General features: G+C 63.9%; 23 protein-coding genes. 8 read left to right on the forward strand and 15 right to left on the reverse strand.

Features of this window, described 5'->3' with window-relative positions:
• Window positions 1–21 precede the first annotated feature (21 nt).
• The 11 genes from AC1DD3_RS06450 to AC1DD3_RS06500 all read right to left on the reverse strand — a co-directional run bounded on the left by AC1DD3_RS06450 (window position 22) and on the right by AC1DD3_RS06500 (window position 12,127).
• Window positions 22–714, reverse strand: coding sequence for a hypothetical protein (locus AC1DD3_RS06450; protein WP_230118897.1), 693 nt, complete (start codon window positions 712–714; stop codon window positions 22–24).
• A gap of 202 nt (window positions 715–916) precedes the next feature.
• On the reverse strand, window positions 917–2,257 hold the full coding sequence (locus AC1DD3_RS06455) for a NosD domain-containing protein (protein WP_230118896.1): 1,341 nt from the start codon (window positions 2,255–2,257) through the stop codon (window positions 917–919).
• Window positions 2,258–2,285: 28 nt separating this feature from the next.
• Entirely contained in the window at window positions 2,286–3,821 is a 1,536-nt protein-coding gene (locus AC1DD3_RS06460; RefSeq protein WP_230118895.1) for a glycoside hydrolase family 32 protein, read from the reverse strand.
• A complete protein-coding gene (locus AC1DD3_RS06465) occupies window positions 3,814–4,767 on the reverse strand; it encodes a carbohydrate kinase family protein (RefSeq protein ID WP_476881221.1) in 954 nt (317 codons plus the stop codon). The genes AC1DD3_RS06460 and AC1DD3_RS06465 overlap by 8 nt, the downstream gene beginning before the upstream one ends.
• Before the next feature lie 49 nt (window positions 4,768–4,816).
• Window positions 4,817–5,911, reverse strand: coding sequence for a LacI family DNA-binding transcriptional regulator (locus tag AC1DD3_RS06470; RefSeq protein ID WP_230118893.1), 1,095 nt, complete (start codon window positions 5,909–5,911; stop codon window positions 4,817–4,819).
• 166 nt (window positions 5,912–6,077) lie between these two features.
• On the reverse strand, window positions 6,078–6,971 hold the full coding sequence (locus AC1DD3_RS06475) for a carbohydrate ABC transporter permease (protein WP_230118911.1): 894 nt from the start codon (window positions 6,969–6,971) through the stop codon (window positions 6,078–6,080).
• Between the two features lie 164 nt (window positions 6,972–7,135).
• Window positions 7,136–8,023, reverse strand: coding sequence for a carbohydrate ABC transporter permease (locus AC1DD3_RS06480; protein ID WP_230118892.1), 888 nt, complete (start codon window positions 8,021–8,023; stop codon window positions 7,136–7,138).
• A 64-nt stretch (window positions 8,024–8,087) separates the two neighbouring features.
• The gene (locus tag AC1DD3_RS06485; RefSeq protein ID WP_230118891.1) at window positions 8,088–9,368 is read right to left on the reverse strand and encodes an ABC transporter substrate-binding protein; all 1,281 of its coding nucleotides are present in this window, start codon (window positions 9,366–9,368) and stop codon (window positions 8,088–8,090) included.
• Between the two features lie 567 nt (window positions 9,369–9,935).
• Window positions 9,936–10,595, reverse strand: a complete 660-nt coding sequence (locus AC1DD3_RS06490) for a cyclodeaminase/cyclohydrolase family protein (protein ID WP_230118890.1) — start codon at window positions 10,593–10,595, stop codon at window positions 9,936–9,938.
• Between the two features lie 21 nt (window positions 10,596–10,616).
• On the reverse strand, window positions 10,617–11,036 hold the full coding sequence (locus tag AC1DD3_RS06495; protein ID WP_230118889.1) for a response regulator transcription factor: 420 nt from the start codon (window positions 11,034–11,036) through the stop codon (window positions 10,617–10,619).
• 170 nt (window positions 11,037–11,206) lie between these two features.
• The gene (locus AC1DD3_RS06500) at window positions 11,207–12,127 is read right to left on the reverse strand and encodes an NmrA family NAD(P)-binding protein (protein WP_230118888.1); all 921 of its coding nucleotides are present in this window, start codon (window positions 12,125–12,127) and stop codon (window positions 11,207–11,209) included.
• A gap of 130 nt (window positions 12,128–12,257) precedes the next feature.
• On the opposite strand from AC1DD3_RS06500, the gene AC1DD3_RS06505 reads away from it, so the two are divergent.
• Entirely contained in the window at window positions 12,258–13,070 is an 813-nt protein-coding gene (locus AC1DD3_RS06505) for an alpha/beta fold hydrolase (protein WP_230118887.1), read from the forward strand.
• Between the two features lie 403 nt (window positions 13,071–13,473).
• On the opposite strand, the gene AC1DD3_RS06510 is transcribed toward AC1DD3_RS06505, so the two are convergent.
• Entirely contained in the window at window positions 13,474–13,719 is a 246-nt protein-coding gene (locus AC1DD3_RS06510; RefSeq protein ID WP_476881222.1) for a class I SAM-dependent methyltransferase, read from the reverse strand.
• Between the two features lie 54 nt (window positions 13,720–13,773).
• On the opposite strand from AC1DD3_RS06510, the gene AC1DD3_RS06515 reads away from it, so the two are divergent.
• The 3 genes from AC1DD3_RS06515 to AC1DD3_RS06525 all read left to right on the forward strand — a co-directional run bounded on the left by AC1DD3_RS06515 (window position 13,774) and on the right by AC1DD3_RS06525 (window position 15,715).
• Window positions 13,774–14,100 carry a YciI family protein gene (locus AC1DD3_RS06515; protein ID WP_354962143.1) on the forward strand — a complete coding sequence of 109 codons (327 nt, stop codon included), beginning with the start codon at window positions 13,774–13,776 and terminating at the stop codon, window positions 14,098–14,100.
• A gap of 65 nt (window positions 14,101–14,165) precedes the next feature.
• Window positions 14,166–15,449: an RNA polymerase sigma factor gene (locus AC1DD3_RS06520; protein WP_476881223.1), complete on the forward strand. Its 1,284-nt coding sequence runs from the start codon at window positions 14,166–14,168 to the stop codon at window positions 15,447–15,449.
• 5 nt (window positions 15,450–15,454) lie between these two features.
• On the forward strand, window positions 15,455–15,715 hold the full coding sequence (locus AC1DD3_RS06525; protein ID WP_230118884.1) for a YciI family protein: 261 nt from the start codon (window positions 15,455–15,457) through the stop codon (window positions 15,713–15,715).
• Between the two features lie 123 nt (window positions 15,716–15,838).
• On the opposite strand, the gene AC1DD3_RS06530 is transcribed toward AC1DD3_RS06525, so the two are convergent.
• Window positions 15,839–16,186: an ArsR/SmtB family transcription factor gene (locus tag AC1DD3_RS06530; protein ID WP_476881224.1), complete on the reverse strand. Its 348-nt coding sequence runs from the start codon at window positions 16,184–16,186 to the stop codon at window positions 15,839–15,841.
• A gap of 78 nt (window positions 16,187–16,264) precedes the next feature.
• Window positions 16,265–17,005: an aquaporin gene (locus AC1DD3_RS06535; RefSeq protein ID WP_476881225.1), complete on the reverse strand. Its 741-nt coding sequence runs from the start codon at window positions 17,003–17,005 to the stop codon at window positions 16,265–16,267.
• Between the two features lie 46 nt (window positions 17,006–17,051).
• Here AC1DD3_RS06535 and AC1DD3_RS06540 point away from each other — a divergent pair, with 46 nt between their 5' ends.
• From AC1DD3_RS06540 to AC1DD3_RS06555, 4 genes are all read left to right on the forward strand, one after another.
• A complete protein-coding gene (locus AC1DD3_RS06540) occupies window positions 17,052–17,726 on the forward strand; it encodes an arsenate reductase/protein-tyrosine-phosphatase family protein (protein WP_230118881.1) in 675 nt (224 codons plus the stop codon).
• Window positions 17,727–17,937: 211 nt separating this feature from the next.
• On the forward strand, window positions 17,938–18,360 hold the full coding sequence (locus AC1DD3_RS06545) for an arsenate reductase ArsC (RefSeq protein ID WP_230118880.1): 423 nt from the start codon (window positions 17,938–17,940) through the stop codon (window positions 18,358–18,360).
• 247 nt (window positions 18,361–18,607) lie between these two features.
• Window positions 18,608–19,993 (forward strand): FAD-dependent oxidoreductase, encoded by a 1,386-nt coding sequence (locus tag AC1DD3_RS06550; RefSeq protein WP_476881226.1) that lies wholly within the window; start codon window positions 18,608–18,610, stop codon window positions 19,991–19,993.
• Window positions 19,994–20,048: 55 nt separating this feature from the next.
• The gene (locus tag AC1DD3_RS06555) at window positions 20,049–20,483 is read left to right on the forward strand and encodes an arsenate-mycothiol transferase ArsC (protein ID WP_230118878.1); all 435 of its coding nucleotides are present in this window, start codon (window positions 20,049–20,051) and stop codon (window positions 20,481–20,483) included.
• A 67-nt stretch (window positions 20,484–20,550) separates the two neighbouring features.
• Here the strand turns inward: AC1DD3_RS06555 and AC1DD3_RS06560 are convergent, their stop codons facing one another.
• A complete protein-coding gene (locus AC1DD3_RS06560) occupies window positions 20,551–21,177 on the reverse strand; it encodes a GntR family transcriptional regulator (protein ID WP_476881227.1) in 627 nt (208 codons plus the stop codon).
• Window positions 21,178–21,287: the final 110 nt, after the last annotated feature.

Raw genomic sequence — 21,287 nt, forward strand, 5'->3', positions numbered from 1 at the left:
ATCGTCGTTTGTAGGGCGCTGCTAGTTGATCAGGGCCACCGCGTGCGCGATCACGAGGGCCAGCAGCACAAAGCCGCCGGCTGCCTCGAGGACCATGAATATTTTGGCCCGCGGGGACAGCGGCATGGTATCCGTGGGGCTGAAGGCCATGGAGTTGGACGCCGAGAAGTACAGGTAGTCCACGAAGGAGGCCACCCAGCCCGTCTTCACGGACGACCTGGTAGCCACCTCCTCGACGGCGTCGTGGTCTTCGTCCTGCGGAAAGCGGAAGTCGGCGGGCGGGAGGTCTTTGCGGTCGGCGTGCCGGCGGGAGACGGGCCCGCCGCGGTCCAGCTCCCAGTAGACCAGGGCGAACCCAATGATGTTGGTGACCCAGACCTGAAGCGCCGCGAGCAGGAGGGTGGGTCCGTCCTGTTTCCCGGAGGAGGTCAGCAGGATGATCAGCTGGACCAGCGCCACCTCGTTGGCGGCCACCAGCAACAGGGCCTGGCCGGTGGCGAGGTACTTGGACCAGCGGGTTTGCCGCCGAAGCCGGGCCGGGTTGAGCGCGATCAAGGGAATGAGCATCAGCAGCCCGACGGCCACCACCGCGTACCGGAGCGCCGGAAGGAAGCTGCTGGGCAGTGTGGCGTAGAGACCCAGTGCCAGGAGCAGTGCGATGACGGCGGGCCAGCGGTGTTCGGCCCTGGCGTCAGGTTTCTTGTCGAAAGACATCTGATGAGTCTAGGGACCCGGAGTGTCGGCCCGCGGTTGCGGCGCAGTCGTGTCCACCTCGAACAAGCGCGAGGTCGTGGACGGTACCCGCAGGCCGAAGACATTCTCTCCTCATATTTCCTCGCCGCTACCCTGGGAGGCCGTGGCCACAGACTCCCGCGGGCCTGAGCGGGTTACTGGGCCACAAGTGCATGTGCCGCCCTTAGAAACCGACCGTGGGAGTGGCCCTAAAGGCGTTGACAGCCCTGTCTGCGATAACTTGGGCGTCACTTCCGGAATCAAGGATCGTATTGCGAGCTGATTCGGAATCGACCATGACGGCCGTAACGGCGAGGACTTCCGAAGCCTCGGTCGTCAACAGAGCATCCACCTGAGCCGAGAAGCAGGAGTCACTTGACTTGGAGTGAACGTCCATCGCCACGACGTGGTTGTTGGAGACGAAGTTGCCAACCCCCGCCATCAGCCGGATGATGACAGGCGTCGCACCTGCCGGCCGGATGCTCTGTGAGTCGATGATCTGGGAGAAGTGATTGCCGACAACAGAGTTGTTGCTGCCGCTGACACAAAGAAGTCCGTTGAGGTCGTTCAGTCCGTTGTCGACTCCCAGGAAGGGCGTCCAGGGCTCATGGTCACGCAAGAAGTGATTCGTGGCCACGAGGTTTTCCGAACTATTCGCTGCGAGAATCAGCATCCCGGGGTAGAACGAATGCAAACGGTTGTTGGTGACGCTTGAACGCGTGACGCCGTCGAGATGGACGCTGCTCGCACCACGGGGGAAGACGTTGTTCGCGGTTATCAGGAGCCCGCCATGGTTCTCGGCGTAGATCGAGTGACCCTTGAAGCCTGCTCCGACCAAGTTGTCGGTGATCTTTGATGCCTGTCCCCACCCGCGCAGCTCGATGCAGCTTCCGCATTCAGCGATAAAGTTGTCGTGAATGGAAAGCGCGTCCGCGTTGTAGATAGTGAGTGCGTTCTCGAGGTAGACGAACCCCATGCCGTTTACGCGGAATGAGTCATTGGCGTTCGCGACATAGATACCGGTCTTGCCGTTGACGTACGTGTTCTCCGGATGCATCCCCGAGCCATCCGAGTTGAAGTGCAACCCGTCGATGCAGAAGTTGGAGAACTCGACCGAGCTGATCCGCGGGCTCCCGCTTCGCTCAACGTAGAAGGCGGCTCCCTTGGATTCCTCCCCGTCTCCGCCGAGGGGAATGTCGACGATAATGCGGCTCCCTCCGGGCCACAGCTCATGCAAGTCGGGCCATTCGTCTTCGGGAACGTTGAACCGGATGCTCGACGACGTAAAGCCGTGTCCCGAGCCATGGATCCTGAGGAAGCTGACGTCGATGACCACCTGCGTACGAAGGTGGTAGTCCCCGGGCGGAATGTAGATCACCGCGCCTGGCTTTCCTCCGTTGTTCGCATCGCTGACGGTCTGCCGGTCCTTGATGTCAGCGATGATGCTGTTGATCACTTCACCGACGTCCTCGGACGGATTGCCGACGGGCCACGTAGTCACGTCGTAGTAGTTGTTGCTTGACATAGGTTCTTCCCTTTGTGTTGTGGTTTCTCTAGGACAAGGCCGTAACGGCCAGTTTCCGCACAATGGCCGTGCCGCCCTCCACGCACACTTCGGTGCCCAGGTTCCCGGACACGGGGAACACCAGATCGCTTAAGACAACCCTGCCGCCTTGGGCGAAAACCTCCACCGAGCAGTGGTCGACGATTACACGGAGCCTTAGCACGCCGCCGTCGAGCTTCACCGGCGCCGACTCAGCCGACGCGAACTTTCCGTGGAAGGCGGTGTTTCCGGAGTTGCGGCGATCCAGGGTTAGCCGGCTCGTAACGGCATCGAAGCTGAGAACCGTTGCGGCGGTCCCGCCCGATGCGCCGAGAAGCCTGAAAGCAACGGTCCGTGCCGTGCCGGGCAGGATCTCGGCCTCGATCAGCTGGGCTGATCCGGGCGTCGCGTCGGGCAGTTGCAACAGGGAGTCGTGAAGTTCCACGTCCTGGATGGTGCGGGCCGGCTCCCCACAGTCCAACGGCAGCACCGGGCGCTGCACCAGGCGCGGCAAACCGTCCACCGTCGCGAGCTCGACCTCGCGGGCGAGCGACATCTCGGAGCGCCACGGAGACGTGGGCAAGGAGTTTGCATAGTCCCAGTTGTTCATCCAGCCGATCATGATGCGGCGGTTCTCCGGGGCATTGCTGAAGGAGACGGCGGCGTAGTAGTCACGTCCCCAGTCGAGCCACAGGCAGTGTCTGAGATCCGTGGTCCCGTCGGCATCCGCTGGAACGAGCGAATCAAAGTCGGCGGTGAACTGCACCCCATCGAAGTCGCCGACGAAGTACTGCCCTCCCGAGCCGCCGGCCACGGCACCCGGGTTGATATTGACCACCAGGACCCACTTGACGCTGTCCGGGTCTCCGTCGACGGGGAGCGGGAACAGGTCGGGGCATTCCCATTCGCCTCCTGTGGCGTTTGCAGGGCCGAAGGTGCTCAGGTATTCCCAGTCCTTGAGGTTGGCCGAGCGGTACAGCACAACCTGCTGGTGCTGGGCCTCCACCGCCACCATGACCCAGCAGGAACCGGCCGGTCCCTCGTAGCTGAACACCTTGGGGTCCCGGAAATGGGCCGAACCGCGGCCAAGCACCGGGTTGCCTGCGTATTTGCTCCACGTCATGCCGGCGTCCGTGGAGAACGCGAGAGACTGGGCTTGCGTCCCTTGGTGCACTGAGCCTTCCTTGAAGGCGCTCGTGTAGATGGCCACCAAGGCCGGATCTTCCACTGTGCCGAATCCCGACGTATTGTCGTGGTCCACCACGATGCTGCCGGAAAAGACGTCTTCTTCCTCGTCGCAGGCGATGGCAACCGGATGTTCTGTCCAGTGCAGAAGGTCGGTTGAGGTGGCGTGCCCCCAGGACATGTTGCCCCAGACGTTGTCGAAGGGGTTGTTTTGGTAGAACAGATGGTAGACGCCCCGGTGCCACACGAGTCCGTTGGGGTCGTTCAGCCAAGTGTTCTTGGCTGTGTAGTGAAGTATCGGCCGGATATTAAGGGCGGTGTCTTCGGCGGGGCCGGCAGGGTGCGTTGTTGTTTCAGTCATCGGAGTTCTTTCGGGACGTTTGGGCCAGTTCCAGAGAGTCGATCAGTTCTGCCCGCGTCGGCGGGTTCGCCCCGTGCCGTCCGACAGTTACTGCCGCAGCCAGCGAGGCGGCTGTTCCCAGGCGGGTGAGCTTGCCGTAGTCGAAACAGTCCTCGGGGTCCTCTATGAGGCCCGCGATAAGCGAGGACATGTAGGAGTCGCCTGCGCCGACAGTATCTTTGACGACCACTGGCGGTGCCGGCACTTCGATCTCGGCGGCATTCGAACGCAGATAGGAGCCGGAGGCGCCATCAGTGATGATTGCCAGTTCTGTCCCGAGATCAAGCAGCCGCCGCGCGACATCGTGAGGGGACGTGCCGGGGTAGAGCCACCGGGTATCGTCCGTACTGAGCTTCACCATGGTGGCCAGGGCAACTGTGTGTTCGAAGGTCCTGAGTGCTTCAGTGTGGCTGTGGAGCAGTGTCGGGCGGATGTTGGGGTCGTATGTGATCAAACAGCGGCCGGAGAACAGTTCCAGCAAGGACCGGACTTGGGTTGCTCCGGGTTCCATGAAGGAGGCCAGTGACCCCGTATGCAGCACCTTGGGGAGGAAAGCAGGGCTGATTTGGGGGAGGTTCCATTCGAAGTCGAATTCGTACTCCGCGGAACCGGTGCTGTCCAGAAGCGCCCTGGCGGTCGATGTGCGGTTGAGGTGTTCGGCTCCCGGAAGCAGGCGCACTCCCGCGGTGTCCAGGTGGCGGCGGATGTTCCTGCCGCGTTCATCCCTGCCCAGTGCGGTGAGAAATGCGGTGCTGACGCCTAGCCGGCCGAGTCCGAACGCGACGTTCATCCCCGATCCGCCTGGAAACTCGACGGGCCCTGCGGCGGTGTCAATGATGTCGATTATGGCCTCGCCGACGACGACGACATCCGTTTCAGGGCGTGGGGGAACTGGGGTGCTGTTCATTTGAGGTCCTTGGAGGGTTGGGCGCGTCCTTTACTGGACGCGCTCGAGGTCAGGTGTTGGCGTGTGTAGGCGAGTCCCGTGTCGCTCTACTGGAAGGGTCCTCATGTTTTGGGGCGGCGACGGAATCGCGAAGGACCAAGGGACATGGCAAAACGGTCGGGTGAGCCGCAAACAGCTGCAGGTCAGCTTTTCCCTCGATGGCGTCGATCAGGTTTTCGGTTGCCCACGCGCCCATTTCGTAGTGGGGGAGCGCGACTGTTGTCAGCGCAGGGTAGAGGTTTTCGGCGATGAGTTGCTGGTTATCAAAACCGACGAAGGAAACATCCTCCGGGATCTTCAGGCCCAGTTCCGCCGCCGCCCGGTAGGCGCCCATGGCCATCCGGTCGTTGTAGCAGAAGACCGCCGTGGGCCGGCTTTGGGGTTTCAGGAGGCGCAGAGCCGCCTGGTAGCCCCCGGGCACCTCGGAATGCTCGGACTGGACCAGTTCTTGGTGGAACGGCAGCCCGGCATCTGCCAGCGTGTCCTTGAAGGCCTTGAGCCGGGAGTGGGTTGCCGGCACGTCGTCGGTGTTGTTGAGCATGCCGATCCGGGTGTGCCCGGCGTCGATCAGGGTTCGCACGGCCGACCTTGCACCGCCCAGTTCGTCGGGGATGACGGAGGAAACAGTTTGGCTGATGTCTTCGGAGTCCACCAGGACTGCTGGCAGTGCGGCCAGGTTCTTGGGGACTTCCAGCTTCCGGTGATACATCGTGGCGTACAGGATGCCGTCCACCTGCCTGTCCAGCAGATCGGCGACATCGCTTTCCCTGGAGTCTTGGGAGCTGGTGCTGGTGGAGTTGATGATCATGATGTTGTAGCCGCGGGCCCGCGCCGTTTCCTCGGCTCCGAGGATGATCCTGCCTGCGTGGGGGGTGGTGGCGATTTCCTCGCTGATGAACCCGATCATCCCGGAGCGTTGGGTGCGCAGGGCCTGGGCGAGCCGGTTGGGCCCGTAACCCAGCCGTTGGGCCGCTTCGTGGACGCGTTCCCTCGTTCCCGCGCCCACCCGGGCGTAGGCAACGTCATTGAGGACGTGGGAGACGGTCGTGACAGAGACCCCGGCTGCGGCCGCCACGTCCTTGATGCCGACTGATCTATTGGTCATTGCTCTCCCACGTCCTCATGGTGTTGGTGCTGATTCTACGTGCGGCTTCTTCGTCCCTGAGCCCGTGCTCCGGCCAGCGGCGCGGAAGCCTGTCCTCAACGCGTGGCAGTTCGGCATGGTCCGCGTGCTTTCCGGTCTGGTACTAGTGCCTTTCCAGTTGGGTTTTTCAGCCCTTGACGGCGCCGAGCGTCATGCCTGCGACGATCTTGCGCTGCAAGAGAAGCGTGAGGAGGATGACCGGGATGGAGTACACGGCGGCCAGCGCCGTCATGGATCCCCAGTCCAGGCCGAACTGGGTCTGGAAGTTTGCGATGACCACCGGGGTGGTCTGGGACCGGATGGCGGTCATGAGGAGGGCGAAGAGGAACTCGTTCCAGGAGGCGAGGAAGGCGAAGATCGCGGTGACCGCGATGCCACCTGACACCACCGGGATCACGACCCGCCACAGGGCCCCGAGCCTGCTGCACCCATCCACCGTCGCGGCCTCTTCAAGGTCATTGGGAACGGCTTCGAAGAAGCTGGACATGAGCCAGATGGACAGTGGCAGCGAGATCGTCGTGTGGGCGATGGAGAGAGCGATAGGGGTATCGGCCAGCCCCGCGGAGGCCATCATGGAAGCCAAGGGGATGCCGATGGCCACCGGCGGCACCATGCGGGTTACAAGTGCTGCCATGATGAACACCCGCCCGCTCGGTGTTTTGTAGCGGGTGATGCCGTACGCGGCCGGAATGGCCAGGGCGAGGGACAGGACCGTGCTGATGACGGCCGTCTGCACGCTGTTGATGAACGAGGCCAGAACTCCGTTGCGGCCCAGGGCGTTGGCGTAGTTCTCCAGCGTCCATTCCTTGGGAAGGATCGTGGGCGGCACCGCGATGGTGTCGATCGGCGTCTTGAAGGAAGTGAACAGCAGGTAGAGGAATGGGAACCCGTAGAGGACCATCGCGGCTGCAAGGACGATCCACAGCAGGATGCGGGTACTGCGTTTGCCGGCTTCCAGGCCTTCGGCGTGGTGATTCCTGCGTCGGGGACGGCCCGTGCCCGAGGCTGCCGGAGTAAGCAACACCGGCTCGGCCGGGAGGGCTCTGGTGGGGGCAGCGCCGGCAGTGGCACCGGACGACTTGGTGCCGGTGGCCAGGATGGCAGAGACGACGCCTGAGTGCCGGGGGCGGGAGGCTGCCGCCTCAGCGGCAAAGCGGTCGTTGATGGGGGTTTCGGCGGTGCTCATCAGTTGTCCTTCCCTGGGCGCCAGATGGTAGCGACGGCGAAGAACGCGACGCCCAGCATGGCCAGCAGGTAGATGGTGCCCATGGCGCTGGCCAGTCCCGGATCGCCGAAGCGGATCATGGTGCGGTAGATCAGCAGGCTCATGGTTTCGGATGCGGACTGCGGGCCGCCGTTGGTCTGGATAAGGATGGTGTCAAAGGCCCTGGCTGCGTCGATGCCGCGCACAACCAATGCCACTGCGATGACGGGGCGCAGGAGCGGCAGGATGATGCTGAACAGGAGGGTGGGGGCCTTGGCGCCGTCGAGCCGGGCCGCCTCGATAAGGTCGCCGGGGATGTTCTGGAGGCCGGCGAAGAGGACGAGGCACATGAAGGAGGTGGTAAGCCAGATGTCCGGGACGGCTACCGAGAAGAGGACGATTCCTGGGTCTGACAGCCAGCCGATCTGGTTGGGGTTCTGCAGGATTCCCGCCTGGTGCAGGAGTGTGCCGATGAGCCCGAAGTTGTCGATCATCAGAAATTTCCACAACAGGCCGGCGACGATGGGCGCGATCATCAGCGGGTAGAGGAATACCGTCCGCCAAACCTCGGATTTGCGGCCAAGGGCCGTGAACAGAAGGGCCATTCCAAGCCCAAGGGCGAACTCGAGGGCGACCACCACGAAGGTGTAGGCCAGGGTGCGCCAGCCGGCGCCCACGAATGCTTCGGAGGCGAAGGCACGGACATAGTTGTCCAAGCCGACGAAGTCGCGGGGGCCCCCGGCGATCGGGGAGATCTTGAAGAGGCTGTCTGCCACTAGGCGGAACAGCGGGTAGGCCACAAATACTGCCAGGAACAGGGCCGCCGGCGCCATAAGGTACAGGGCGAAGCGGCGATCGGAGATACGCACGGTTTTCTCTTCCGATGGTTGGGGCCGCGGCCGGCACTTGTGTTCGAGCGCCGGCCGCGGAATCTTACTTGAGGAGGTCCTGGATCTGCTTTTTCGCTGCGGCCAGGAGAGTGGCGGAGTCGCCTCCGGCTACGGCTTTCTGCAGCATGGGAACCAAGGCGGTGTCCACGATCTGCTGCCATTTGGCCGTGGCGGGACGCGTGGCCGTTGCCTGGCCCTTGAGGGTCTCGATGAGTGGCTTGAAGCTCTCGTAGCCGGCCTTGTCCTGGTACTTCTCGAAGGCCGAGATGCGGGAGGCCAGGCCGAGGCTGGATTCGATGCCCAGGTCGTTGTGGTCATAGGCGCACTTGATGAATTTCTTGGCAGCGTCGCTGTTCTTGGTTGCCTTGGGCACGGAGAGGTACCAAGGGCCTGGAACACCGGCAACGCCGGCGGAGCCGCCGATCATGGGAGCGGCGCCGACCTTGCCCGCGACCGGGGAATCCTTGGGGATCTGGCGGTAGGCGTGGGCCCAGAACCGGGTCATCGCGGTCTTGCCCTGGTTGAACAGGTTCTGCGCTGCTGCCCAGTCGACCTGAGCGGCGCCGGGAGGGGCGGACTTGACCAGGCTGGTATAGAAGTCGAGCGCGTCCTTGTGCGCGGCGTTGTCGATCACGACGTTGTTGTTCTCATCGAGGACCATCGGGGAACCGGCCTGGAGGACGTGGGCCAGCCATTCGGTTTCGACACCGCCCTTCACGTCAGTGCCGTACATGCCGTCCTTCGTGAAGAATTCGGAGATGTCCTGGTATTGCTTCCACGTGGTCGGAGCGGCGAGGTCGTAACCGTACTTGGCCTTGAAGTCGGCCTTGTTCTTGGCATCGTCGAACAGGTCCTTGCGGTACAGGATGATTTCCGCGTTGGTCCAGGCCGGCATGCCGATAAAGTGCCCGTCCACGTTCGCTTCCTTCACGAGCGCGGGGAAGATGTCCTTTTTCGCCTCGTCGGTGAAGAGCTCGTCAATGGGCTGGACCGCGTCCTTGAAGCTGGGAAGCCAGACGGAGTCGAGCGCGGCGACGTCGAAGGAGACGTTGCCGGAGGAGAACTCGCTTGAGAGCCTGTTGAACATGCCGTCATAAGGCAGTTCGACGAAGTTGGCGCTAACGCCTGTATCTTTCTTGCACTGTTCGGCGACGCCTGTCAGTTCGGCGTGGCCGCCGGCCTCGACGAGGACGTTGACGGTGCTCGTGGCGCTACCCGACGTCGCTGCCGGGCCCCCCGCGCCGCAGGCGGTTGCTGCCAGAAGCACCGCGGTGGACAGGCCGCCAATGGCGGTGATCCGGGAAATCGTGGTTCGAGAGGACATCGCTGTCGACTCCCTTTCTTTTGAACGGAATCTACGGTTGGGGTGGTGGCTTGGAAACTTCAAGTCTCAGTGAAAAACCGTTTTGCCAAATCGACTTGGCATCAGATTAGGGCCCGCGGCGGATGCGTGTCAAGCATCACATTTGAAATCTTGTGGACCCTTGACGAGGCTATGGAAGCCGCCATACAGTAAGCCACAACTGACGACAAATCGTTTTGGCACATTTTGGCAAAACGCCGCATGTTGTGCGCCCCGCAGACCATCCTTCGCGTTCGTGCCTCTCCCAAGCTTTCGCACGCTCAGTCGGGGAACCTCGGGTCCTCTCGTCACCAATTCCAAGAGACACATGAAACCCACCCCGGAGATAAGCCGCCGGAGTGTCCTACGCGCCTTCACGGTGTCCGCAGCAGTGGCAGGCACCGCCTTGTCACGGAGAACCTGATGGGTTCCAACCACTTCCTGCGGCGTGTCGCCGGGGCCAACAACTGCGTGATCGGAAACCACTTCAGCTACGACGTCGTCCGGCTCTGTCACGCCGTCGGGCCAGACGCCCGGGCGTGCGCCGCGTCAGACGGCGTCGGTGGGAGCGGCCCTGTGGTCTATCTCGGCGGTCAGCCCGTCTATCCGATCGAGCGCGGCGTTGAGGTGCTCGACGGTCTCCCACAGGGCCGGGTGCTGTTCCCGAACCTCCTCGAGGGTGGAGCCCGCGGAGGTGAGCGCCGCGAGATCGAAACTCACGTTTGTGCGCGCCCCTGTCACCGCTGCCCTCAGGGCACCGAACGCGACGACGATATCGGCGATAAGCGCCGGGTTACCGTTGGAAGCAAGCCACCCCAGATCTCCGATGGCATCGATGGCTCGCTTGCCGAGCACGGCAGATGCCTTGGCGGCGACGACGGATGCCCGGTGTATGGCGTCCTCGCGTTCCGGCCCCAGTTCCAGCCGAAACGCGGCGCCGAAAGCTTTAGAGGCTGACGCGTCGTCATCGGCCAGTCGAAGGGCGACTTCCCGGAGTGAGCGCGCCCGCGCGTGAACATTGGCGAGTTCCCCGCGCTGGTGCTCCTCAGCTTCCGTATATCCGGCCACCATCGATGTCAGTGACGCGGCGATGGCAAGCATCAATCCCGCCCCGGCCCCGCCGCCCGGCGAACCGGCGGATTCCGCCAATGCGCGCGTCCAATCCTCAACCGTCGAACGCTGAGTTGTCACTGCTTCAGAATCAGCCATGACACCAAGTGTGCCCCTAACCTAGGCCGGTGATCCCGTGGCGGTGTCTTCGGCTCGCGACGGCGGGGCATCGTGGTGCTCTGGTGGGCAGAGCCGCTGTACCAGTTCTCTGAGCATGTGAGGGCGGAAGGGTTTGGCGAGGTACGCGTCTGCGCCGGCAGCCATGCCGTCGATCTCATCACCAGGTTCTGCCCACGCGGTGATCATGAGGATCGGTGCCTTCGAGAGTGTCCGCAGGCCACGCGCCGCGTCCAGGCCGCTGAGGTCCGGAAGGCCCAGATCCAGCGTGATGAGGGCTAGGTCCAGTGTTCCGGCTGCCCGGAGTCCTGCCGTGCCGGTGGTTTCGGCGTGAACGACGAACCCCATTCCGGTAAGGATCATGCAGAGCAGGTCACGGATGTCCTGGTCGTCTTCGATAACAAGGCAATGGCGTGAAGTCATGTGGTCCCCCCGACCAATTCTGAACCTACTCTATCGGCCTACGCCAGGGAGTCCCGGTGGACTTACGCGCGCCGGGGACCAGCGGGTGAAGGTGCAGTCCGGTTCAGGATCGGCGTGACTGCTTGAACCAGGACTACCAGGACCCTTGGCCCAGCGCGCCTCGGGTCCGGTCAACTCTGCTGACGGTGCTGCTCCAGGACGTCCCGGGCGGTCGTCCATCTCCGGCTGCCGTACCGGTCGTTGTTGATGTGACGCAGATTCGCGTCACCGCTGAACATGCTGGCGAAGTACTGCATGCCCTGCCACGGCGGGAACGGCTCGGTAGAGGCCGGCATGAGGGCTCTGACTGCCCGGCTCATAGTAGTCAGGGAACCAAAACTGCCCGCGTAGAGGAGCCGGAATTGTGTGCCGGTCAGGTCGGTCATCGTCGATGCCAAGGTCCTTGCCGTGACCTGGTCCCCGGCGATCTGGAGGACACGGGGCGCCCGCTCGTCGAGGGCGGCGGCGGCAGTGTAGGTGGCCGTGTCGTCCTTGGTAGTGAAATCGAGCACCTGGTCGGGGTCGGACCAAAAGAGCACACGGTGCAGGGAGAGCAGGATCATTGGTGCCTGCCCGGAGAGCATGTCGGTGAAGGCGCCGCTAAGGATGGATGTGGCCCGGATTTCGGTCGCGTCCAGTTCCCGTGCGAAGTCTCTGCGGAGCTGTAAGTTCCGGTTGCTTCGAGGCCGGATACCACGGTAATCGATGGAGAAGTCGGAAGGGATGAAGCGACGCGAACCCACCGCGGCCGCCGCCTCCAGCAAGCGCGACTGGGAACCAAGGATTGCGCTGTCGAGACCGTTGATCGCAGAGACCACGCAGTCAACATCCGTGCAGGCCCTTCGGAGCCCGTCCGGATCGTCGTAATCCGCCTGAATCACCTCGGCGCCCACGGCGCGTAGCTCGGCAATCCGCGCCGTGCTGGTCTCTTGTCGTGTCAGGACGCGAACGGTGGCGCCAAGGTCGACCAGATTCCGCAGGATCCGCCCGCCGAGATCGCCGGTGGCACCGGCAAGAAGGACGGTGCCCGGAGGGCGTGTCGTCGCGGTCATGGTTCGCACCTCAAGTGATGTCTGGTGAAAGGCGATAGTCGGCTAAAGACTACCAACGGCGGGGCGGAAGCGGTTTCCCGGTCTGACCCAACGACGCCCTTTAGCGAAGGGCCCGGATTAAGCTGACTTTGTGGAGTACAAAGCACGTGAAATACCAGTCCATTATGTCGAGCACGGTGACGGGGTTCCGGTCCTGATGCTGCATGGTGCGGGCGTGGATCACCGGGAGATGGTCGGTGCCATGGAGCCGATATTTGGCGGGCTATCCAATTTTCGGCGCATTTACCCGGACCTGCCGGGCATGGGGCAGACGCCGGCGTCGGTCACGCTCAATAGCGCCGAGGACGTTCTGGACCTCTTGCTCGCGTTCGTCGATGGTGTGGTCGGTGCCGGGCAGTTCCGGCTCATGGGCCATTCCGCAGGCGCGTACTATGCCCGAGCCATCGCCGGCAGGCGCCCGGAGCAGGTGGCAGGGCTCGCGCTGATCTGTCCGCTGGGCGAGAACGTGAGGGATTTGCCTGCGCACCAGGTCTTGAACGCCTCGGTGGATCCGGGCCGGACGCTCGGCCCGGCCGAGGAGAGTGTGTTCCGCGACTACTTCGTCGTGCAGACGCAGGCCACGCTGGAGCGATACAAGGAGTACGTGGTCCCCGCCCTTGGTTTGGTCGACGAAGCCGGCCTCGAGCGGATCGGCCAACATTGGCGGCTCAGCACCAGTCCTGAGGAGGGCCCACCGTACCCCTGCCCCGTCCTTATAGTCGCCGGGCGCCAGGACTCCACGGTGGGATACGCCAGCCAATGGGATCTGCTCGAGCACTATCCGCGGGCCACATTCGCCGTGCTCGACCGCGCCGGCCATGCGTTGCCGCACGAACAGCCCGGCCTCATCAAGGCGCTGACCACGGAGTGGCTCGACCGCGTACGCGAACACCACTCCCGGTAGGGACCCTCAGCGTGCGGAGAGCCGGTATACAGACACGTGACTGGGAGACTCCGCGGTGAAGTCGCTGCGGTCCCAGCCCGCCCACCTGGATTCCAGTTCAAACCCGGTAGCCGCGCCATGAGATCGAGCTCGCTGGGCCAGATGTACCGGTGTGGTGTCCGTCCGATCCGTGCATCCCGCCCATCCGATAGTTCTGGGCCGAACCGCACGTGCGAGATGACGTGCTGGTGCAGCACGTCATAGGTATCGACCAGGAGATACCCGGGCTGACTCACCTCGACTGTCCCGCCGTGTCCGGGTGGCAGCGAACGCAGTTGTGGCACCCAGAGCTCAATGACGAAGCGCCCGCCAGGTGCAAGATGACGGGCAGCGTTCTGGAAACACCGGATCTGTTCGTCCTGTGTCAAGAGGTTGGCGATGGTGTTGAACACCAGTAGGCAAGCGAGAAGTTTTCGCCCGCCGCTGCCTCGGTCATGTCGCCCTGAACAACGGGAATCTGGTCCTCTCCGACCTTCTCACGTAGACGGGCGATCATCGCGTGAGACAGTTCTACGCCGCTGACCTGGACCCCCGCCTCTGAGAGGGGGATGGCGACACGACCCGTGCCGACCTCAAAAGAATTTCTCACCCACTGTCCTTTTGGCGACATCCCGGTCGTCGTACTGGTGTATCAACCTCTAAAGAAGGAGTCATCGTGGAGTACATGCTGTTTATCTGTAGCGATCCCACAGCGCCGAAATATGTGGCAGCGGAGGACAACATCGTCGAATGGGGGGCCGAAATGGAGGCCAGGGGCGTCAGCCGTCACGGTGACAGGCTGCGCCCTGTCGAGGACGCAACCACCGTCACGGTGCGCGCGGGCGAAGTGGTCGTCTCGGACGGGCCGTTCGCCGAGACGAAGGAATGGATCGCGGGCTATGACATCATCGCCTGTACCGATCTCGATGAGGCTATCGAGGTGGCGTCCAAACACCCCATGGCAAGATTTGGCAAGATCGAGATCAGGCCGGTGTGGCCGCTCGGGGAGTAGCCATCCGCCTGGTGGCCTGTACTGATGATCGAGGGAGGGATGAAGTGGTGCCAGAGCCCTCCGACGTGCAGACCGCCATCGAAACCGCCTCCGCGCTGGAGACCGCGCGAATCACCGCAACCCTCATTCGCGTGACGGGCGACTGGAGCCTGGCCGAGGATTGTGTCCAGGATGCGTTCGCGCGCGCCCTGGTTGACTGGCCGATGCGCGGCATTCCGAGGAACCCCGCGGCGTGGCTGACAACCGTTGCCAGGAACAGGGCGATCGACCGGATGCGGAGTGCGGCCAGCGAAAAGAGGGCGGTGCGTGAGCTCGCTATTCTCACTGCGCTCGAAGGGCTGGAAGGCGAGGCCGAGAGCGATCCGGCGGCCGACGACGACCGGTTGCGGCTGATTTACACCTGTTGCCACCCTGCCCTCCCGCTCGATGCCCGGGTGGCGTTGACCTTGCGCACCGTCGCGGGACTGACGACCGGTGAGATCGCGCGCGCGTTCCTTGTCTCCGAAGCCACGATGTCGAAAAGGCTCGTCAGGGCCCGTGCCAAGATACGGGATGCAGGCATCCCGTATCGCGTGCCGCCGCCGGAGCTGATATCCGAACGCACGGCCGGGATCCTGGCCGTGCTGTATCTGATGTTCAACGAAGGCTATTCGGCCACCGGCAGCAACTCCTTAATCCGCGAGCCGCTTGTCCGGGAAGCGATTCGCCTGACCCGGTTGCTGGCTGCGTTGCTCGACGGGTCCCCACAAGAACCAGAAGCTCTGGGTCTCCTGGCGCTCATGCTGTTCCACCATGCCAGGCGAAGGACGCGAACAGACGCCGCAGGGGACTTGGTGACGCTGGAGGAGCAGGACCGCCAATCATGGGATAGGGCCGCGGTTGCAGAGGCTGTGGCGCTGCTGGCGGCCGCCGATCAAATGGCCATTTCACGCCGTTCCCAGCCCGGAAGTTACCGCATCCAGGCGGCCATTGCTGCCTGCCACATGACAGCCAGCAGTTCCGGCACAACAGACTTCGGCCAGGTGGCCTTGCTCTATGACCACCTGGCGCAGATTGCACCGTCACCGGTCATCGAGCTCAACCGTGCCGTCGCCGTCGCGATGTCCCAAGGACCGGAGGCAGGGCTTGCCCTTATCGACCAGCTTGACCTGACACGGTCGCTGGAGGGCTACTACCTTCTGCCCGCCGCGAAAGCCGATCTCCTGCGGCGCCTTGGCCGAAAGACAGAGGCCGGCCGCGAATATCAGCGGGCCCGGGAACTCGCACCGTCCGAGGTCGAGCGGCGCTACCTTACCAAACGCCTGGCGGAGACTACTGCCGGGTCCCCGTCGTCATCTGAATACAGCTAGAACAAGTGCCCGCTTTGCAAAAGGAACTCAGAGCCTCCGGAGAGTTCGTGGAAGCCCATGAACTCGATGAAGAGGCGAAGTTCGTAAGAATGGACGGCGGCAGGCGCTCTGTGACCGACGGTCCGTTCATCGAATCGAAGGAAATCGTGGCCGGCTACTACATCGTCGACTGCGTGGACATGGACCGCGCCGTGGAAATTGCCGGCAAATTCGGAGAGGCCAAACTGTGGCCGATCGAGGTACGCCGCATCGACCCGGTGACCTGACACCAGGCAAGAAATCAGCGGTAGGTGGCAGGGAACCGGCCCCGTGCCTCGTTCAGAGGGCCGGGGAGCGGCGTACGTCCGGCGAGTCGGCTGGTTCCATGGCCCGGATCGCCACGGGCAAGGTCATAGCTTTGCGAGGATGCCGGCGACGTCGTCCAGGGCGCCGGGGGCAAGGGAGAAGTAGGCCCAGGTGCCGCGCTTTTCGCGGTGCAGCAGTCCGGCTTCGACCAGGACCTTCAGGTGGTGGGACACGGTGGGCTGGCTCAGGTCCAGCGGATCGGTCAGGTCACACACGCAGGTCGCCCCGGAGGATGAGGCCTTGATGATGGAGAGCAGCCGGAGCCGGTTCGGGTCGGCCAGCGCCTTGAAGACCACGGCCTGTTGCTTGGCGTCTTCAGGGCCCAGGGCCGGCGCCGATGCCGGCGCGCAGCATTCATCCGTGGCCGGCTCGAGAATGGGCAGCAAGTTCATGTACCCCATTATGCGCCAATATAGACGTTCATCAATGTAGAGATCCTGGAGCAGGCCGCATGCCTGCCGCGGCCAGGGCTAGGGGCTGGTCTTTTCTGCTTCGTGCGGAAGTACGACGTCGTCGGCGGTGCGGGCTGCCGAGGGGAACAGGAGGAGCAGGAGGCCCAGGCCTGCTGCCGCGCCAATGAGCTGCGCGACGACGAAGCCTGGCACGGAGGCCGGTGCGATGCCGGCGAAGGTGTCGCTGAAGATGCGGCCGACTGTCACCGCGGGGTTCGCGAACGACGTCGAGGATGTGAACCAATATGCGGCCCCGATGTAGGCGCCCACCGCCGGCGCGGCAAGAACGCCCCGCTTCGTGGCGGCAAGTGTGAAGATCAGCAAAATGAGCCCGGCGGTCGCCACAACTTCCCCGAGCAGATGCCCGCCGGTGGCGCGGTCCTTGAAGGAGATGGAGGTCCCCACCTCAAACATGGCATTCGCGAGGACGCTGCCGCTGATCGCACCCAGCGTCTGTGCAACCACATAGGTGCCGAACTCCGGCAGAGTCAGTCCCGAGCCGCTGCGCCGGCCCAGGATCCAGTCCACGAGTGAGACCACTGGATTGAAGTGCGCCCCACTCACGGGCCCGAACATCAGGATCAGCACGGTCAAACCGAGCACGGTGGCGGTGCTGTTCTGCAGCAGCTGCAGGCCCACGTCATTGGGGGAGAGCTGCTGCGCCGCGATCCCCGAGCCCACGACGATCATCACGAGCAAGCTCGTGCCAAGCAGTTCGGCGACGGTGCGGCGCCACAACGGCGGCTGGTTTGAAGTCATGGCACCAAGCTTGACCGATGAAATTAACTCAGTCAAAATTGAGTCAATGAAGACTGAGTCAGTGGATGCTTTTCAGGCGCGGGTGGCCAAGCATGCGGCCCTCGCGGATCCTGCGCGGCTGCGCATCGTCGACCTGCTGACCCTGGGGGACGTCTCTCCGACGGAACTGCAGGCTGAGCTGGGGATGCCCTCGAACCTGCTTTCCCACCATTTGCGCACCCTGGAAGGAGCGGGCCTGGCAACCCGCCACCGCTCGGAGGCCGACAGGCGCCGCAGCTATATCCGGCTTGCCGCCGGTGCACTGGAAGGCCTCGCGCCCGGTGTTGAACACGGCGCCAGGCGTGTGCTGTTCGTCTGCACCCGGAACAGCGCCCGGTCCCAGTTGGCCGCCGCCCTCTGGCCGCAGGTCAGTGGAATCCCATCGGCCTCGGCGGGAACGCACCCCGCGGACAGCATCGCTCAGGGAGCCATCGACGTCGCAGGCCGGCATGGGCTCACCATCGCAAAGCGTTCCCCGCGGAGGCTGGACCAGGTGGCCGGTGACGGGGACTTCGTCGTGACCGTGTGCGACAACGCCCACGAGGAACTTACCGGCCTCGGCGGCGTCCACTGGTCGGTGCCGGATCCGCTGCGGCTCAACACTGAGGAAGCCTTCGAGAACGCCTTCGCCGACCTCTCCCACCGCATTAGCGACCTGGCACCCCGGATGCACGCCGCCTAGCCCCGGGCGGTCTCCGGCACAGAACGGCGAACTCTGGCGGGCAGGACCGGCAATAAACCCGCTTCGCCGTGAATATTGACAATCATCAATCTATTGTCCGATACTCCATATATCGATCAACATCAATATCTTATGAGCGACGCAAAGGCTTCGGGCGTGACGACCTCAAGCAGACCCTCTCGCCCATCCCTAACTGATTCCAGGAGAAACAGTGAGCACCGAATCCGCCAAGAAGCCCTCCGTCCTCTTCGTGTGCGTGCACAATGCCGGCCGTTCCCAGATGGCCGCCGCCTTCCTGACCAGCCTCTCCAAGGGGGCCATCGAGGTCCGTTCCGCCGGATCCCAGCCTGCAGACAAGATCAACCCCGCCGCCGTCGAGGCTATGGCCGAGGCGGGCATCGACATGTCCGCCGAGGTCCCGAAGGTCCTCACCACCGAGGCCGTGAAGGAATCGGACGTCGTGATCACCATGGGCTGCGGGGATGAATGCCCGTACTTCCCGGGCAAACGCTACGAGGACTGGGTGCTGGAAGACCCGGCCGGCCAGGGCGTCGACGCCGTCCGTCCGATCCGTGACGAGATCAAGACCCGCATCGAGGGCCTGATCGAGTCCCTCATCCCAGCTGCCAAGTAACCGGCCCGGGACGACGCGGACAGTATCGCCGCGGCCTTGGTGGAGGAACCCACCCACGCCTGAAACCCGGACAAGGGGAGGAGGTGAGCTGAATGACCACCGGATGCTGCGGCGGCGACTCGGGTTGCTGCGACGACGATCAGGACTGCTGCTGACGCCCCGCTGCCTGCCGGTCCCTTCAAGCGATGGGACCGGCGGGCCCCGCCCGTACTTGAACCGCCACACCCGCTGAACGAAAGAGGACAGCATGGATTCGACAAACAGCCTTCCCGTTGCAGTGATCGGCGCCGGCCCGGTGGGCCTGGCCGCTGCGGCCCACCTGCTGGAGCGCGGCCTGGAGCCGCTGGTCTTCGAGGCGGGACCGACGGCGGGCGCGGCCATCGAGCAGTGGCGCCACATCAGGCTGTTTTCACCATGGCGGTACAACCTCGACGCCGCCGCCCTCCGCCTGCTGGAAGCGTCCGGCTGGGAATCACCCCGGCCCACCGCCCTGCCGTACGGCGGCGAACTCATCGACAACTACCTCGAGCCCGTCGCCGCGCTGCCGGAGATCGCCTCCCGGCTGCAAACCGGCGCGCGCGTCGTCGCTGTGACACGGCAGGGCCTGGACAAGACCCACGCCCGCAACCGTGACACCACACCCTTCACCGTCCGGGTCGACCACGCCGACGGCGAAACGCGCGACCACGCCGTGGCTGCTGTCATCGATGCCTCCGGAACCTGGTCCCGCCGCAATCCGCTGGGCACGTCCGGCCTGCCTGCCATCGGCGAGAACGCCGCAGCGGGCCGGATCTCCGCGCCGCTTCCCGACGTCACCGGCCGCGACCGCGCCGCCTTCACGGGGCGCCGAGTCCTGGTGGTTGGCGCCGGGCACTCCGCCGCGAACACCCTCATCAGCCTGGCCGACCTCGCGAAGGAGGAGCCGGACACCACGATCCTGTGGGCGCTCCGGGGCCAGTCCGCGTCGAAGGTCTACGGCGGCGGTGACGCCGACGGGCTTCCCGCACGCGGCCAGCTCGGCGGCCGGGTCCGGCGGCTCGTGGAGGCCGGAACAATCGAACTGCACACCGGCTTCGGCATCGCTTCCCTCAAAACACTGGATTCCGGCGTGACCGTCGAAGCCGTTGACGGCCGCACCCTCGACGCCGACATCGTGGTGCCCTGCACCGGCTTCCGCCCGGACCTGGACATCCTGCGCGAACTCCGGCTCAACCTGGACCCTGCCGTCGAGGCTCCGGTGGAGTTGGGCCCCCTGATCGACCCCGAATTCCACTCCTGCGGCACAGTCCCTCCGCACGGCGCCAAGGTCCTGGCCCACCCGGAGAAGGACTTCTACATGGTGGGCATGAAGTCCTACGGACGGGCACCGACCTTCCTGCTGGCCACCGGCTATGAACAGGTCCGCTCCGTCGTGGCCGCCCTCGCCGGGGACCGCGAAGCCGCGGACACCGTCCACCTCGAACTCCCCGAGACCGGCGTCTGCTCCACCGATGCCGACGCCAGCTGTGACGTCCCCGCCACTGGGACAATGTTAGGAGCGGCCTCCGTGGAGAGCGGCTGCTGCGGCACACCCGAACCGGTGCTGGTCGGTTTCCCCACCGGCCTGACCCACGGCCGCTCCGGCATCAACTGACGCAAACCCGTTCCACCCACTTGGTCGACTCACACACAAAGGAAACAACGCACTCATGACCCCTGAAACACCCGGTACACACAAGACCCCTGCCGTCCTCTTCGTCTGCAGCAAGAACGGCGGCAAATCCCAGCTCGCCGCCGGCCTGATGAACCAGCTCGCCAACGGGGCCGTCAGCGTCTACTCGGCAGGCACCAAGCCCGGCAAGTCCCTTAACCCGCAGGCCGTGGAGTCCCTAACCGAACTCGGCGTCGACATCACCGGCGAACACCCCAAGCCGGTCGCGGACGAGATGCTGGACGCCGTCGACGTGGTGGTGGTGCTGGGAACCGAGGCGAAGCTCGAACCCCGCGACGGTACCCGCTTTGAGGTCTGGGAAACAGACGAACCCTCCGAACGCGGCATTGAAGGAATGGAACGGATGCGCCTTGTCCGGGACGACATCAAGGCCCGGGTCCAGAAGCTCTACGCGGAGATCGCCGGGAACTAGCCAGGCCCACCTCTGCAGGGTCACCCCATCGAAGCAGCTATAACTGAGGCTGGAATGTACTTCCCGGTCAGTCTTTCTCGTGACACAGATCCAACAAGGGGATCAGTGTTTCGAGGTCGTTTGCGCGGGCCGCAGCCAGGATCTCCCGGTGGGCGCCTGCCACGCGCTCAAGCTTGGCCTCATCCAGAGGATACGAGCGGCTGATGAGCCGCTGAACCGGGTTATCCCACACGGATTCGAGTGTTTTCAGCAGAAACCCGTTGGGCGCCGGTGCCGCCAGGCCCAAGTGGAACGCCCGCGTGGCGGTAAACAGTTCCTCTGGATCGGCGCTTGCCGCGCCCTCCGCGATGAGCAACTCAAGCCGCGCAAGCTGAAGGTCCGTGTACCTGGCACCGCATTGCCTGATTGCCATAACCTCAAGAGCCTTGCGGACTTCGTAAACTTCCTCGACGGCTGAGCGGGTCAGTGTGGTCGCGAAAAAGCCGGCCCCCGGGACCAGGGTGGCGAGTCCTTCATGGACCAAGCGGTTCAGCGCATCGCGGACCGGGGTGCGGGAAACACCATATTCTTCAGCCAGTTGTTCCTGGACCAGAGGAGCGCCAGGTTCGACCACGCCATTGACGATCTCATTGCTGATCCTGTCGTAGACGTGCTCGCTCAGCGGCCGCATCCCCTTGGCAGCTTGCGCAGCCATTCGCCTCATCCCCTCACCGGTATCAAAACTCATTTAATCCTACGTGCTTTACATCACAGGATTCACTGTATACAGTGAATCCAATCCTACCAACCCCGACGAAAGTTGCC

The sequence above is a fragment of the Arthrobacter sp. 05T444 genome (genome assembly GCF_056395905.1).